Source organism: Mycetocola sp. Y791, assembly GCF_059445325.1.
In genome coordinates this window covers 168,197-182,618 of the sequence record NZ_JCAIUC010000001.1, presented here as the reverse complement: position 1 = coordinate 182,618, position 14,422 = coordinate 168,197, and the positions used below count along the sequence as shown (strand labels likewise).

At 66.6% G+C, this 14,422-nt stretch carries 13 protein-coding genes; 5 read left to right on the top strand and 8 right to left on the bottom strand.

All coding sequences use genetic code 11. From position 1 onward, the window contains the following. Window positions 1–24 precede the first annotated feature (24 nt). Window positions 25–1,539 carry a PucR family transcriptional regulator gene (locus AC1C2N_RS00930; protein ID WP_495432494.1) on the top strand — a complete coding sequence of 505 codons (1,515 nt, stop codon included), beginning with the start codon at window positions 25–27 and terminating at the stop codon, window positions 1,537–1,539. A gap of 47 nt (window positions 1,540–1,586) precedes the next feature. On the opposite strand, the gene AC1C2N_RS00925 is transcribed toward AC1C2N_RS00930, so the two are convergent. The 6 genes from AC1C2N_RS00925 to AC1C2N_RS00900 all read right to left on the bottom strand — a co-directional run bounded on the left by AC1C2N_RS00925 (window position 1,587) and on the right by AC1C2N_RS00900 (window position 8,833). Further along, on the bottom strand, window positions 1,587–2,612 hold the full coding sequence (locus AC1C2N_RS00925) for an alpha/beta hydrolase (RefSeq protein WP_483405157.1): 1,026 nt from the start codon (window positions 2,610–2,612) through the stop codon (window positions 1,587–1,589). A 5-nt stretch (window positions 2,613–2,617) separates the two neighbouring features. Further along, window positions 2,618–3,421: a hypothetical protein gene (locus AC1C2N_RS00920; RefSeq protein ID WP_495432493.1), complete on the bottom strand. Its 804-nt coding sequence runs from the start codon at window positions 3,419–3,421 to the stop codon at window positions 2,618–2,620. Window positions 3,422–3,486: 65 nt separating this feature from the next. Continuing rightward, window positions 3,487–4,857 (bottom strand): FAD-dependent oxidoreductase, encoded by a 1,371-nt coding sequence (locus AC1C2N_RS00915; RefSeq protein ID WP_483405155.1) that lies wholly within the window; start codon window positions 4,855–4,857, stop codon window positions 3,487–3,489. A gap of 15 nt (window positions 4,858–4,872) precedes the next feature. Further along, window positions 4,873–5,940: a polyprenyl synthetase family protein gene (locus tag AC1C2N_RS00910; RefSeq protein ID WP_483405154.1), complete on the bottom strand. Its 1,068-nt coding sequence runs from the start codon at window positions 5,938–5,940 to the stop codon at window positions 4,873–4,875. Window positions 5,941–5,973: 33 nt separating this feature from the next. Further along, window positions 5,974–7,194 carry a saccharopine dehydrogenase family protein gene (locus AC1C2N_RS00905; protein ID WP_495432492.1) on the bottom strand — a complete coding sequence of 407 codons (1,221 nt, stop codon included), beginning with the start codon at window positions 7,192–7,194 and terminating at the stop codon, window positions 5,974–5,976. Between the two features lie 79 nt (window positions 7,195–7,273). After that, window positions 7,274–8,833 carry an APC family permease gene (locus AC1C2N_RS00900; protein ID WP_495432491.1) on the bottom strand — a complete coding sequence of 520 codons (1,560 nt, stop codon included), beginning with the start codon at window positions 8,831–8,833 and terminating at the stop codon, window positions 7,274–7,276. A gap of 193 nt (window positions 8,834–9,026) precedes the next feature. Between AC1C2N_RS00900 and AC1C2N_RS00895 the strand changes: the two genes are divergently transcribed. Genes AC1C2N_RS00895 through AC1C2N_RS00885 form a run of 3 tightly spaced genes read left to right on the top strand, consistent with a single transcriptional unit; the run spans window position 9,027 to window position 10,823 of the window. Continuing rightward, window positions 9,027–9,458 (top strand): VOC family protein, encoded by a 432-nt coding sequence (locus tag AC1C2N_RS00895; protein WP_495432490.1) that lies wholly within the window; start codon window positions 9,027–9,029, stop codon window positions 9,456–9,458. Beyond that, window positions 9,458–10,030 carry a YdeI/OmpD-associated family protein gene (locus AC1C2N_RS00890; RefSeq protein WP_483405150.1) on the top strand — a complete coding sequence of 191 codons (573 nt, stop codon included), beginning with the start codon at window positions 9,458–9,460 and terminating at the stop codon, window positions 10,028–10,030. Before AC1C2N_RS00895 ends, AC1C2N_RS00890 begins: the two co-directional genes overlap by 1 nt. 10 nt (window positions 10,031–10,040) lie before the next feature. Further along, window positions 10,041–10,823 (top strand): putative protein N(5)-glutamine methyltransferase, encoded by a 783-nt coding sequence (locus tag AC1C2N_RS00885; RefSeq protein ID WP_495432489.1) that lies wholly within the window; start codon window positions 10,041–10,043, stop codon window positions 10,821–10,823. 332 nt (window positions 10,824–11,155) lie between these two features. Here the strand turns inward: AC1C2N_RS00885 and AC1C2N_RS00880 are convergent, their stop codons facing one another. Further along, window positions 11,156–11,863, bottom strand: coding sequence for a demethylmenaquinone methyltransferase (locus AC1C2N_RS00880; protein WP_483405148.1), 708 nt, complete (start codon window positions 11,861–11,863; stop codon window positions 11,156–11,158). Window positions 11,864–11,992: 129 nt separating this feature from the next. Here AC1C2N_RS00880 and AC1C2N_RS00875 point away from each other — a divergent pair, with 129 nt between their 5' ends. Beyond that, complete coding sequence (locus tag AC1C2N_RS00875) at window positions 11,993–13,273, top strand: isochorismate synthase (RefSeq protein ID WP_483405147.1); 1,281 nt, start codon at window positions 11,993–11,995, stop codon at window positions 13,271–13,273. Here the strand turns inward: AC1C2N_RS00875 and AC1C2N_RS00870 are convergent. Continuing rightward, window positions 13,270–14,349 (bottom strand): PPK2 family polyphosphate kinase, encoded by a 1,080-nt coding sequence (locus AC1C2N_RS00870; RefSeq protein ID WP_495432488.1) that lies wholly within the window; start codon window positions 14,347–14,349, stop codon window positions 13,270–13,272. The genes AC1C2N_RS00875 and AC1C2N_RS00870 overlap by 4 nt on opposite strands. Between the last annotated feature and the right edge of the window lie 73 nt (window positions 14,350–14,422).

Here is a 14,422-nt window from a genome sequence, read left to right as displayed (position 1 = left end):
GGCAATTCCGCGTACGCTGAGGCCATGCAACCCACCGTGCACGGCCTGCTTCACAACGCGGGCCTCGGGCTCCGGCTCCTCGCCGGAAACGACTCGTCGAGGCTCTCCGAACCCGTCTCCTGGATCCACAGTTCCGACCTCGCCGACCCGACGCCATTCCTCGGCGCCGGGCACCTCGTGCTCACCACTGGCACCCAGTTCGAGGCAGCGACAGCTGCCACCTTCTCCGGCTACGTCGAGCGGCTCGCCGACCACGGCATACTCGGTATCGGGTTCGGAAGTGAGGTGGTCCGCGCCGCGACGCCCGACGGTCTCATCGCGGCGTGCGACGGGGCCGACATGCCCCTGTTCGAGGTGCCGTACCGGGTACCGTTCATCGCGGTCGTCCGCTCGGTTGCCGACCTCATCGCCGAGGCCGCGCATGCCCGCGACACCTGGGCGCTCAATGCGCAGCGCGCCATTTCCTTCGCCGCATTGAAACCGGATGCGGTTACCGCGGTTCTCGCGGAACTCTCCCGCCAGCTGGGTCGCTGGGTCGCCCTCTACGACTACCGCGGGCAGAAAACCGTGACTGTCGACGAGGCATCCGTTCTGGCGCACCTCGATGTTCCCGAACTGATAACGCGCGTGGACGCTGAAGCCGGACGGCTGATTGCACGCGGGCAACGGTCCAGTTCGACGATCAGCGACATCGCGGGCCAGGCTTCGCTGCAGACTCTCGGCCGCCGCGGGGAGCTTCGCGGTGTGCTCGTCACAGCGGGTGCCGAACCGCTGGACGCGGCAGATCAGAGTGTCGTGACGAGCGTCGTTGCCCTGGTCGGGCTGGCCATCGAGCAAGCCCGGGAGCTCGGCCGCGCGCACGGACGGTTGCGTGGCGGGCTCTTTCAGGCCCTGCTCGAGGGCAATGTGGCGTTCGCGCAGCGGATCGTTTCGCAGCTGGGTGGAGTGCTCCCGGCTGAACCCGTTCGCGTGCTCGCGCTGGCGCCGCAGGGCTCCCGCGATGCGCTGGTGTCCGAGCTCGACGTCCGCCGAGGTGGTGAGCCGTTCCTCGCGGCGGAGAACGGGCGAGTGTACGTCTGCGTGGCCGCAGAGGATGCCGTCGCACTCGCGGACGAGTTGAGCCTCGCGCACTCCCTCGCCGTGGGGATTTCCGATCCGCTCCCGTTGGCGGCGACCGCGACGGGTGTGGAGCAGGCCGTGCGCGCCCTCGACAAAGCGGGTGAGGCATCCGTTCTGGAGTTCGGTGCCCTCGTTTCCGGGAGCCTCGCTGGCCTCCTTCGCGAAACGTCGGCGGCGGAGCTCGCCAGGGCGCTGCTGCGTCCGGTCAGGGAGCATGATGCGGCCACAGGCACGACCCTCGTCGAGAGTGCACGCGTATGGCTCGAACACAACGGGTCGTGGGACCCTGCGGCCAAACAGCTCGGAATCCACAGGCACACGCTGAAGAGCAGGGTCGCCCTCGTGGAGAAGCTCACCGGGCGGGAGCTTCGGAGCTTCGAGGCCCGCACCAACCTGTGGCTGGCGCTGCAGCTCGAGTAACGTCCACGCCGGTGAGGCGGATGCTGTCAGTGCAGGAGCGGATGCGGTCAGCGCAGGTACGCGCGCGCCCACTGCACCATCTGCCCATACGCGACGGCGCGCACGGGTTCGGCCGAGAGCAGCACGTCGTGAATGGCGCGGTCGATTTTCGCCACGGTGACTGTCGGGGCGAGCCGGAGCGAATGTTCGGCGATCTCATCGATGACAAGCACACTGTCGCTCTCGAGCATCCGTTCCGTCCAGGTCACCGACAGGGTCGACCTGGACGACATCATGCTGAGCACCGGCGCACCGATCGACAGGCCTGCGGCGACGCGCTGATGCCCGGCGAAGATCGCTGCCAGCCACGCGGGGTGGGTCGGAAACCCGCGCGCCGGCCGCCACTCGGTGTTGTAGTCCCACTCGCCATCCATCGCGCTCGATACGGCGCGGGTATAGAACCCGAGGTCAACGTTCGGCAGAGGTGCCCGCGGGTCGAGCCGCGCACCGATCGTCGCGAGCGGCGCAAGCGCCCTGCGCCCGACCGCGCCCGCCTGAAACTCGAGCCACGGGCTGTTGAGCACGAGGGCCTGCGCCCGCTGCGGATGCCGGTCAGCCCACAACGACACGGTGAGGCCGCCCGTCGAGTGGCCCATCAGGAGCAGGCGGCGGGTTGGCTGCTCGCCGATCCCGTGGCCCATGACCGTCAGGGCCGCCTCGATGTCCTCGTCGTAATCAGCGAGGTTGGTGATGTAGCCGGGCGTTTGGTACTCGCGGAGCGACCGCCCGTACTTGCGCAGGTCGATGGCAAAAAACCTCGCCCCCTGGGCGCTCCAGAATTCGGCGAGTTCGGTCTGGAAGAAGTAATCGGACCAGCCGTGCACATAGAGCACGTCCCAGCCGCGAGCCGCGGCTTCGTCGTTGAGCATCGACGCAATACGACGGAGCGGCACCTCCCGGTGGCGCACCAGCGTCGCGACCATGGGCCCCTCAAAATCGGAGTCCAGGTCGAGCGTCAGCTGTTCGAACGGCTCACCGAGAATGTCGGGCTTCCAGCTGTGCCCGACGCTCTCGGTGTGCGCGCTCGAAACCACCGAAATTACGGCCGTGGCGGGAGCGGCGGCTGCTGGCCCTGAGGAGCGGCGGGGTGCTGGGGTGCCTGCTGCTGGGGAGCATAGCCCTGAGGGGCCTGACCCTGCTGGGCGGCGTACCCCTGAGGAGCCTGCTGCTGCGGGGCGTAGCCCTGAGGAGCACCGAACTGTCCTGCCGGTGCAGCAGGGGCCTGCTGGCGAGCAGGAACGGCGCGCGCGATGAGCACTCCGAGCGCGAAGAGTGCCGTGTAGATGAGAGCAGTGGACAGCGACCCGACGATTGCCGAGCTGAAGATGGTCTCTCCGAGGTACGAACCACCGGTGATGACAGCCCAGACGAGGTTGATGACGACGAGTCCGGCGAGGCCGACCGCGCCACCGATCGCGATCTTCTTGAGCAGTTCGACAGTGGTGCGCGCCTTTTCGAGAGGTGCGACGTACAGCGCGCTGACCGCGACGAGTCCGGCGAAGACGGCGGCGGCGACGAGAGAGATGACGAAGTAGATGAACCGGTCACCGAAGAGTCCGTAGACCGCGTTGCCGATCAGCCCGAGAATGCCGGTGACCGCCTCGAACCCGACCACGACAGCGCCGCCGAAGATCACCTGGCGCAGGATGCCCTTGTCAACCGGGCGCGACTGCTTCTGCGGCGCCTGCGGCGCATAACCACCCTGCGGGGCATAGCCACCCTGCGGGGCGTAACCACCCTGCGGCGCGTAACCCCCCTGCGGCGCTGAGCCTGGCTGGGGTCGCGCGCTTACCGGCGGGACGGGCTGAGAGTTCGGGTTCTGGGGAGGCTGCTCGATCGACATGCACCCACCCTATCGGCCGCGCCGCAGCCCGCGAATGGACAGAAGTCCCCGGCGCTGCCCGCTCGCTACTCGTTGACCGCTTCGCCGCGCGAGATCGCGACCATGTCCTCGCGAGGCACGACCTTGATGCGCGCGCGTCCCTGCGGTTCACCGAGCTTCATCTCGTGCTGGTCGAGGTTGTGCCAGCCCTCGAGATCCGTGTATTTGACCCCACGCTCGTCGAGCATGTCGATAACGCCCTGCTCGGTGGGATCCGCCGGTGTCCACCAGTTGCTCTCGCCGTTGATGACGTGCTTGATCGTTTCCATGGCGTCGGACTTGGTGTGCCCGATGAGACCCACCGGTCCGCGCTTGATCCAGCCGGTGGCGTAGACACCCGGCACCACGTCGTTGCTGCCCTTCTGGAGCACCATGCCCTCGCGGTTGGGGATCACTCCGTGGCGCTTGTCGAACGGGATGCCCTCGAGCGGCGACCCGAAGTATCCGACAGCCCGGTAGACGGCCTGGACCGGTATCTCGCGAATTTCGCCGGTCCCGACGACGCCGCCCTCGGCATCCGGTGTCGTGCGCTCGTACCGGAGTGCAGCGACGTGACCCGAACCGTCGGAGACGATCTCGATCGGCTTGGCATAGAAGTGCAGGTGGAGACGCCGTGAGGCCGAGCCGACCTCGCGCTGCCGCCATTTCTGCAGCACCTTGTCGATGACCATGACCTGTTTGTTGGTCGCGATTGCCGCCTTCGACGCCTCGTCGTAGTCGAAGTCCTCGTCATAGACGATCAGGTCGACGTCACGGAGTTCACCGAGCTCCCGCAGTTCCAGCGGCGTGAACTTGACCTGCGCGGGGCCGCGCCGGCCGAACACGTGCACATCGGTGACCGGCGAGGCTTTGAGGCCCTCGTAGACGTTCTGGGGAATCTCCGTCGACAGCAGATCTTCGGGGTGCTTGGCAAGAATTCGTGACACGTCGAGCGCGACGTTTCCGTTGCCGATGACGGCGACCGACTGAGCCTCGAGGGGCCAGGTGCGGGGAACGTCCGGGTGTCCGTCGAACCAGCTGACGAACTCAGCTGCCCCGTAGGAGCCTTCGAGGCGGATGCCGGGAATGTCGAGGTCGGCGTCCTGGATGGCGCCAGTGGCGAAGATCACAGCGTGGTAGTGCTTCTTGAGGTCGTCGAGCGTGATGTCGGTGCCGTAGTTGACGTTGCCGAAGACGCGAATATCACCGCGGTCGAGCACCTCGCGGAGCGCGGTGATGATTCCCTTGATGCGGGGGTGATCGGGCGCGACGCCGTATCGGACCAGACCGTATGGTGCAGGAAGCCGGTCGAACAGGTCGATCGACACGTCGAAGTTGCGTTCTGCCTTGAGCAGGATGTCTGCTGCGTAGATCCCTGCGGGGCCGGCTCCGACGATGGCGAGTCTCAACTTGGTCATTCGGGGGTACGTTCCTTACTTGCTGCGGTCGACGATGGTGTCCGCAAAGCGGGTGAGAGCCTGTTTCACCGGGCCGTCCGGCAGCGGCGCGAGCGCCTCAACGGCTTCACGCGCCCACTCGTGGGCCTCGGCGAGGGTGCGGGTGGTGACGTCGTGAACGCGGAGTTCCGCGATCGCCGCGTCGAAATCGGCGGATGCCGCGTCGCCGTCGGTGCCGGCGGCATCCGTCTCGATACGGGATACAAGCGCAGCCGCAGACTCGTCGGTGGCGGCGAGCGCGCGAAGGCGGATGAGCGGAAGTGTTGCAACGCCGGCGCGCAGGTCGGTGCCTGGGACTTTGCCGGTCTCCTCCGGCTGCGGCGAGAGATCGATGACGTCATCGATGAGCTGGAAGGCGACGCCGATCTTTTCGCCGTACTCGACAACAGCTGGCTCGAATTCGCGGGGGGCTCCGGAGAAGATCAGTCCGGCCTGAGCGGCGAGTGCGATGAGCGAGCCGGTTTTGTCGGCGAGGACCCGGATGTAGTGCTCTTCCGGGTCTTCGTCGCCCTGCGGCCCGACGGTCTCGTGCAGCTGTCCGAGGACGAGTCGCTCGAAGGTATCGGCCTGAAGCTGCGTCGCACGCTCGCCCAGCTTCGCCATCAGCTGGCTTGCCCGCGCGAAGAGGAGGTCACCGGTGAGGATGGCAACCGAGTTGCCGAACACGGCATGGGCACTCGGGACGCCCCGCCTGCGGTCGGCGTCGTCCATGACGTCATCGTGGTACAGCGACGCGAGGTGGGTGATCTCGATGGCCTCAGCCGCCTGGATCACCTCGTCCGTGTTGCCGTTCCCGAGCTGGGCGGTGAGCAGAAGCAGCATGGGGCGAACGCGCTTGCCACCGGCCTCGAGCAGGTATCGCGACGTTGAATCGGCGACGGAGTCGGTGAAACTCAGTTCCACCTCGAGGGCGTTCTCGATGCGCTGGAGCCCGTCGTCGACCGACGCGAGCAACTGCTTGCTTTTCGCTGACGCGAAGATACGTTCGGTCTGGCCCAGATGACTGGAAAGGCTCGTCGCACGCCGGATAGCACTCGGATTCACGAGGACTAGCCTACCCGTGCCCGGGGTTCTGGTTTATTTCTCCTCGATCCCCCAGGGGGAACCGTATCCGGCGGGCGAATCGGCGGCGAGAAGGTCGAGGAACGGGCGGGAATCGAACGCCTCCGGGCCGAGAACTCCGGTCCCGCCCCACACCCCCGCCGCCAGGAGTTCGAGCGCAACGGCCGGGTTGATCGCGGTCTGCCAGACGACGGCCTGGGAGCCGTACTCCGCCATCGTCTGCTCGTTGTCGGCCACGTGATAGAGATAGGTCGAGCGCGGAGCGCCGTCCTTGCCCGTTCCGCGCACCCAGACCCCGGCACAGGTCTTGCCGCGCATCCGATCACCGAGGGTCGCCGGGTCGGGGAGACAGGCAGCGACAACGTCGCGCGGTGAGACCTGGGCGCCCTTGACCGTCACCGGCTCCGTTCTGTCGAGACCGGTCTTATGGAGAACCTGAAGCACCTGGATGAACTCGTCACCGAGTCCGTACTTGAAGGTCACCCGCTTCGCTTTCGTCCAGCGCGGCATGAGGAGCACTTCCTCGTGCTCGACGTTAACGCACTCGACCGGACCGATTCCGCCGGGAAAGTCGAAGATCTCGGGTTCACTGAATGGCGGCGTTGTGAACCAGCCGCGCTCTCGCTCGAAGATCACCGGCGGGTTGAGACACTCCTCAATCGTGGTCCAGATCGAGAACGACGGTGCGAAGTCGTACCCGTCAACGATGAGGTTCGCGCCGTCGCGCACCCCGAGTTCGTCGATCTCGCTGAAGAGTTCGTCTTCGGCGTACCGCGCGAACACATCGGAGAGACCGGGCTCGACGCCGATACCGACCAACGCGAGCCGACCGGCATCCGCCCACTTTTCGGCCTGCGCGAATTGCTCATCACCGAGCTTCACGCCGGGAAGCTCGAAGGGCTTGTCGGGATGCGGACGGGAGAGACTCATGGCCATGTCGAGGTAAACCGCATCGGCGGCGAAACAGCCGTCGAAGATCGGCATCACGAACCGAGGGTCGACGGCGTTGAGCACGTGGGTAATGTCGTGCTCACGGATGAGCGCGGCAACAGCGTCTGCGCTCGATGCATCGACCTGCGCCGCCGCAAATCGGGCGTCCCCGAGGTCGGCGACCAGTGTCCCGGGTCGGATCGGATCGTAATCGGCGATGACGAGGCGCTCGAAGAAGGTGCGCCGGGCGAGGATGCGAGCAGCGGCAGACCCGACCCCTCCGGTGCCGACGATCAGGATGCGCATGGCGCTCCTCTCGTGTGACGGTGCTGATTCGGGTTGGTCGTGCCGGGCTGGCGTTGCCGGGCTGGTTCGTTCCGGCCGGTCACGTCAGGCCGCCGTCGACCGAACGGCCGTACTCGTCGGGGCTGTCCGGGACGAGCACCTCGGTGTCGCGGTTGAGAGTCTCGCCACGGAAGAACGGCTTCGACCGGGGGAACACCCACCACAGGAGCATGAGGACGACACCGAGCGCGAGCGCACCGACTCCAACGACGAAGGTGCCGCCGATGCCGAAGATGATCGTGTAGCCGTAATCCACGTCGTACATGTCGATACAACTCTGGATGAACGCATAACCGAGCATCAGCCCGCCGAGAAGTGGAAACAGGCCCTTGAAGAAGAAGTTGCGCGGCGAGGTGAAGAGTTCCCGGCGGAAGTACCAGACGCACGCGAGGCCCGTGATTCCGTAGTAGAACGCGATGGCGAGGCCGAGCGAGAGGATCGAATCGGCGAGGATGTTTTCCGAGATAAAGGTCATGCCCACGTAGTACACGATCGCGACGATCCCCATGACAAGGGTCGAGAATGACGGTGTCTGGTGCTTCGGGTGCACTTTCGCGAACCGCCTGGGCAGCGCCCGGTACGCGGCCATCGCGAGGGTGCCGCGCGCGGTCGGCAGAATCGTGGTCTGCGTCGACGACACCGCCGAGACCAGCACCGCGACGACGAGGATCCAGGCCCATGGCCCCAGGATCAGGTCCTTGAGCGCCAGGAAGACGTCGTTGGCGTTGTCTTCGTTGGCGAGTCCCGTTCCATCCGTTCCCAGGCCGGCGTACGACATCGCGGCGACGGTCACCGAGACGTAGGTCACGAGGAGGATCGCCGTCGTGACGACGGCAGCCCGGCCGGGGATGCGCTTCGGGTCTTTTGTCTCCTCGTTGAGGGCGAGGCAGGTGTCCCAGCCCCAGTAGATGAACAGGGCAAGCAGCACCGCCTCGATGAACCCCGAGTAGTCGGCGAACGCGAACGGGTTGAACCAGTCGAGTGAGACGGGCGTTGGGTTGGGCGCGTCTCCCGATGCAACCCGAACGAACGCGACGATGACGAACAGGGCGAGTGCCAGGTACTGCACGGCCAGGAGGACGTTCTGCACCCGTTCGCCCACCTGGATACCGCGATAGCTCACCCACGTCATGAGTGCGATGAACACGACCCCGGTCGCGGTGACCACTGCGGCGTTCGACGCGAGCGACCCGTCACCGACGAGCAGCCAGAGGTATTGCCCACCGACCTGCGCGAGGTTGGCGAGGACAACCATCCCAGCGACGGCAACTCCCCAGCCGCCCATCCAGCCAACGAACGGGCCGAATGCCTTCGTTCCCCAGGTGAAGGTCGTGCCGCAGTCGGCAACCGCGCGGTTGAGTTCGCGGTAGGCAAACGCGATGAACAGCATGGGGATGAACGCGACGATGAAGGCGATCGGTGCCTGTGCCCCGACGGCAAGCACCACGAACCCGAGGGTCGCGACGAGCGAGTAGACGGGCGCCGTCGACGCCAGCCCGATGACCACTGACCCCCAGAGGCCGAGAGCCCCGGTTGCGAGGCCCTTCCCTCCGCCGCTGGAAGCTGACGGGCGCGAAGCATCCGTCGACCGCGTTGTCATGAGCGAAAGGTACTGCTGGACAGATTCGGATGTCAATGCCGGTGTGACGGGTGGCCAGGCGAGTGTGGCTTCGCCTGAGCCGGTGTCATCGCGTTCGTGATCCGGGAGCTGAGGGCTGGACGGATGCCACGCGCTCGCGTCACTATAGGACCGTTCAGGCGTTATTCGTATGTGCGCCGGAAACGGAGCAATCATGTTCTTGAGGGGCCTCGCCACTGTCAGCTTTTTCGCCGACGACATCGATGCGGCCAGGAAGTGGTACACCGAACTGCTGGGGATCGCGCCTTACTTTGTGCGTCCCGAAAGCGGACCTGCCGCGTACATCGAATACCGGATCGGTGACTACGAACACGAACTCGGGATCATCGATCGCCGATACTCACCGCACCAGACGGCGACCGATCCGGGTGGCGCCGTCGTCTTCTGGCACGTCGACGATGTCGAGCAGGCGCTTGACCGCCTGCTCGCCCTCGGCGCGACCGAGCATGAAGCGATCACGAAGCGGGAAGCGGGTTTTGTGACGGCATCCGTCGTCGATCCGTTCGGCAACATCCTCGGCGTGATGTACAACCCGCACTATCTCCAGATCCTCGAGTTCCGCACGGGCGGGATGCTGGGCGAGTAATGGCCGCGGAGCAGGAGACGCGGCGTTTCGACGGACCCGATGAGTTTCGCGCCTGGATTGAGGTCGAACAGGACACGTCACCGGGCGTCTGGCTCGTGATGGCGAAGAAAGGATCGGGGCAAACCACGATCACGTACGCCGAGGCGCTCGATATCGCGCTCGCCTACGGCTGGATCGATGGGCAGGCCCGCCGCGTTGACGACGCAACCTATGTCCAGCGCTTCACCCCGAGACGATCCCGAAGTCCCTGGTCGATGCGCAACGTACGCTTCGCCGAGGCCATGATCGCCGAGGGGCGGATGACGCCCCGTGGTATCGCGGAGGTCGAACGCGCCCGCGCCGACGGCAGGTGGGATCGGGCATACGAGGGACCGAAGACGGCGGAGCCGCACCCCGACTTCCTCGCCGCCCTCGAAAAGAACCCGGCCGCGGCTGAGTTCTTCGCCTCGCTCAACAGCCAGAACCGTTTCATGGTCTACTACCGGATCCAGGAGGCAAAACGGCCGGAGACCCGTGCGCGGCGGATCGAGGCGTTCGTCGAGCAACTCGCGCGCGGCGAGACGCTCTCGTGAGTGGGCCGGCGTGAGGGGGGCGCAGGATGCCACCCTGGTATTCGGGGTAGCCGGACGGCTCAGGAGTACCGGCTCGGTGTTCGCCGAGGACGAGGCCCGGCTCCTGATCGAGGCCGCGGCGGATGCATCGGAGCTGGACCTGCTGGTCGGCCGTCGGTCCGCGGGCGAACCGCTCGAGTACATCGTCGGCTGGGCCGAGTTCTGCGGACTCCGCGTTCGGGTTCGACCCGGGGTCTTCGTACCTCGCCGGCGCACCGAGTTTCTCGTCGACCGCGCGGCGTTCCTCGCCACGCAGCGCGGGCATCCGCTCGTCATCGATGTCTGCTGCGGGTCGGGCGCCATCGGAGCGGCGTTGATGGCCCGGTTCCCCGCGATCGGGTTGTGGTCGACCGACATCGATCCGGCTGCTGTTGCGTGTGCCCGCGAGAATCTCGCCGGCACCGTCGTAGAGGGCGATCTCTTCTCGTCGCTGCCCGCCGACCTGCGCGGGCGGGTTGATCTTGTGGTCGCGAATGCACCCTATGTGCCGACCGCGGAGATCACGATGATGCCGCGGGACGCGCGACTGCACGAGACACTCGCGACCCTCGATGGCGGCCCCGACGGGCTTGACCTTCACCGGCGGATCAGTGCTGAGGCGCCCGCCTGGTTGCGCGCGGGTGGGCACCTCCTGATCGAGACGAGCGAACGTCAGGCCGACCGGACCGCCCGGATTGTCGCGGATGCCGGCTTGGACGCCAGGATCGAGCGCTCGAGCGAGTTCGGCGCGACGGTCGTCACGGGCACGAGGTGATCGCGCGCGGCACCCTCGGCTGCGTGCTCGGGCCGCGCGCGGCACTGTCGCCCCGGGCGGAGAATCGCCGGGTCCATGGCACATCCGTGCCCCGACCCGGGCATTTACCTCCCGAAACACACCCGAGGAGTCGCAACCTGACGCCAACACGCCGGGCCGCACGCTCGGCTGTCGCCCACCGCCACGGCCGCGAACCCGACCGGGCCGCGCGCGGCACTGTCGCCCCGGGCGGAGAATCGCCGGGTCCACGGCACGTCCGTTCTCCGACCCGGGTATTTACCTCCCGAAGCACACCCGAGGCGCGGAGGCACGTCGGGCAGTTCGAGTGGCGACTAAGCGCGGGGCTTCGTACCGCGGTGGAGGGCGACGATCCCGCCGGTGAGGTTGCGGTACTGAACCTCGGTCCAGCCGGCGCCCCGCATCCACGACGCGAGTTCGGCCTGCTTCGGCCACGCCTTGATTGAGTCGTTGAGGTAGTCGTATGCGTCGGGGTTGGAGCTCGAGAACTTCACCATCACCGGCGTCACCCGCTCGAGGTAGAAGTCGTACAGGCCCTTCATCACCGGGTTCGGCGGGGTCGAGAACTCACAGATGACGATGCGGCCACCTGGCTTCGTCACCCGGAACATCTCGGCAATTGCCTTCTTCGGCTCGACGACGTTGCGGAGACCGAACGAGATCGTCGTTGCGTCGAACTCGTTGTCGCCGAACGGGAGGTCAGTGGCATCCGCTTCGACGAACTGCATGTTGCGCACGCGACCGTACTTCTTGCGGCCAACCTCGATCATGCCGGGTGAGAAGTCGGCGGCAACCACTGTTGCGCCCGACTTCGCGAGCGAGGCACTGGAGGTGCCGGTTCCGGCAGCCAGGTCGAGAATGCGGTCGCCGGGGTGCGGGTCGACGGCACGGGTCGTGGCCACTCGCCAGAGCATGTCGTTGCCGACGCTCATCACCGCGTTCGTCCGGTCATAGTGCGTGGAAACCTGGTCGAACATGGCCGATACCTGCGATGGCTGCTTGGAGAGATCTGCCTTGTTCATCCCCCAAGCATACGTCGCGAGGGATGGATGATCCGGACAGGCGGGTACCGGGTCGCTGCCGCCTCAAAGCCCGCTGAGCAGACGGCGACAACCGGCTGGGAGGGCACCGTCGAGGCGTAGGCTTGAGACGTGATTCAACCCGGCACAATCGCTCCGCATCCGCGTGTGCGGCACCTCACCGTCAGGACCCATAAGGTCGACGACGTCCGCTCACTCCTCCCCCTCGCCGACCCCCATGCCCCCTTGCTGTGGGTACGACAGGGCAACGGCATCGTCGGCATCGGCGAGGCACTCCGGCTCGAATTCGCGGGGCCAACCCGCATGAGCGACGCCGCGGTGCTCTGGCGAGAGGTCGCCGCCGCTGCTGACGTTATCGACGAGGTACGGATGCCGGGCAGCGGCCTGGTCGCGTTCGGCACGTTCGCGTTTTCCGCCTCTTCGGAGAAGTCCAGCGCGCTCATCGTGCCCCGTACGATCATCGGCCGCCGCGACGGCCAGAGCTGGCTGACGCAGATCACCGTCTCGGATCCGGACGCAGTCTCTGACGCCGCGCCGACGGCATCCGCCCCTCGCCCAACCCCGTTCGGCACTGAGTACCGGCTCAGCCTGACGCCGGGAGCGGAGAGCGCCGACGGGTTCAAGGCCCACGTCGCCGAGGCTGTCGGACATATCGTTTCCGGCGACGTCGACAAGGTGGTGCTGTCGCGGGATCTCAGGGGTCACCTGCCCGCGGGTGCCGACCTCCGCCGTGTGCTCGCCGACCTCGCGCTCGGCTATCCCAATTGCTGGACATACTCGGTCGATGGGCTCATCGGCTCGAGTCCGGAGACCCTCGTCACCGTGTCGCACGGATCGGTCACCGCGCGCGTGCTCGCCGGCACGGCCTCCCGCGGGATCGACGCCGCGAGCGACACCCGCGCGGCCACCGAGCTCGTGTCGAGCACGAAGGACCAGGACGAACACCGGTTCGCCGTTCAGAGCGTGCTCGAGTCGCTCCGGTCGCACACCGCCCACGTGATCACCAGTGAGACGCCCTTCGCCCTCAAGCTGCCGAACCTGTGGCACCTCGCCACGGACGTCGAAGGCACACTGACCGACGACGCCACCTCCCTCGACCTGATCGACGCCATGCACCCCACCGCCGCCGTGGCCGGAGCACCGACCGCGACGGCGACGGCACTCATCGACGAACTCGAACCGTTCGACCGCGGCCGGTATGCCGGGCCGGTCGGCTGGGTCGGCGCCGACGGAGACGGCGAGTGGGCGATCGCCCTGCGGTCGGCCCAGGTCGAGCCGAACGGAGATGTCACGGCATATGCCGGCTGCGGCATCGTCGCCGACTCTGACCCCGAGAAGGAACTCGCCGAGACCGCAATGAAGTTCCGGCCCATCCTCGACGCGTTCGCCTAGAGCGGGGTCACCTTCGACTTCGAGCGCGTTGGCAGAGCGGATGCCGGTTCCAGCGTGGACGCCGCGAGCCGCGCCTTCTGCTCGTCCACGTCGAAGTCGGCGGCGGGCCACTGCGGGTCGATGTCCGTGAGAGCGTCGAGCAACAGTCGCTGTACGGCGGCGCGCGCGTACCACTTGTGGTTGGCCGGCACGACGAACCACGGGGCGTGCTCGGTCGACGTCCGCTCGAGCACGCGCTGATACGCCGCCTGGTAGTCGGGCCAGACTTCTCTCTCGTCGATGTCTGCCGGGTTGAACTTCCAGTGCTTGTCCGGGCGATCCAGCCGCTCAGCCAGGCGGCGCTTCTGCTCATCCGGGCTGATCTGGAGCATCACCTTCACGATGCGCACGTTTCGGTCGATGAGGCGCGATTCGAAGTCGAGGATGGCGTCGTAACGACGTTCGATCTCCTCCTCGCTCGCGAGCTTCCGAACCGAGCCGATGAGGACGTCTTCGTAGTGCGACCTGTCGAACACTCCGATGAAGCCGGGCTCGGGAACCCGCCTCTCGATTCGCCAGAGGAAATCGTGCCTGCGCTCTGCCCGCGTCGGCGCCTTGAAAGCGGTAAGTGTCACGCCCTGCGGGTCGACGGAACCAACGACGTGGCGAACGATCCCGCCCTTGCCCGCCGTGTCCATTGCCTGCAGAACGAGGAGAACGGCATCCGGCGCGCCGCCCTTCGAGGAAGCGAACAGCCGCTCCTGGATGGCGCTCAGCTCTACCGCATCAGTGGCGAGCGCCTGGCGTCCCTCCCGCTTGCCGCCGGAGAAGCCGGGGGTCGATCCCGGGTCGACGTCAGCGAGCACGAAGCTGTCACTGACCCGCAGAAGCGAGGCAGGGCTTGACCGCCACGCAGATTCCGGGCTGTCCTTGCCCAGCTTCGCCGCCGACTTCTCCGCTGCCTTCGCCGCCACCGTCGCCGCTGACTTCTTCGCGGCCAGCTTCTCCGCCAGTTTTTCCGCGGACTTCTTCGCCGATTTCTTCTCGGACTTCTTTTCCGCTGACTTCGTCTCCGCTGACTTCTTCTTCTTGGCCATCCCGACAGTGTGGTCCCTCACGGCCGTCCGGCTCAAGTGCTGGCCCAATGCTCGGTCAATGTTGCGCCTGGCC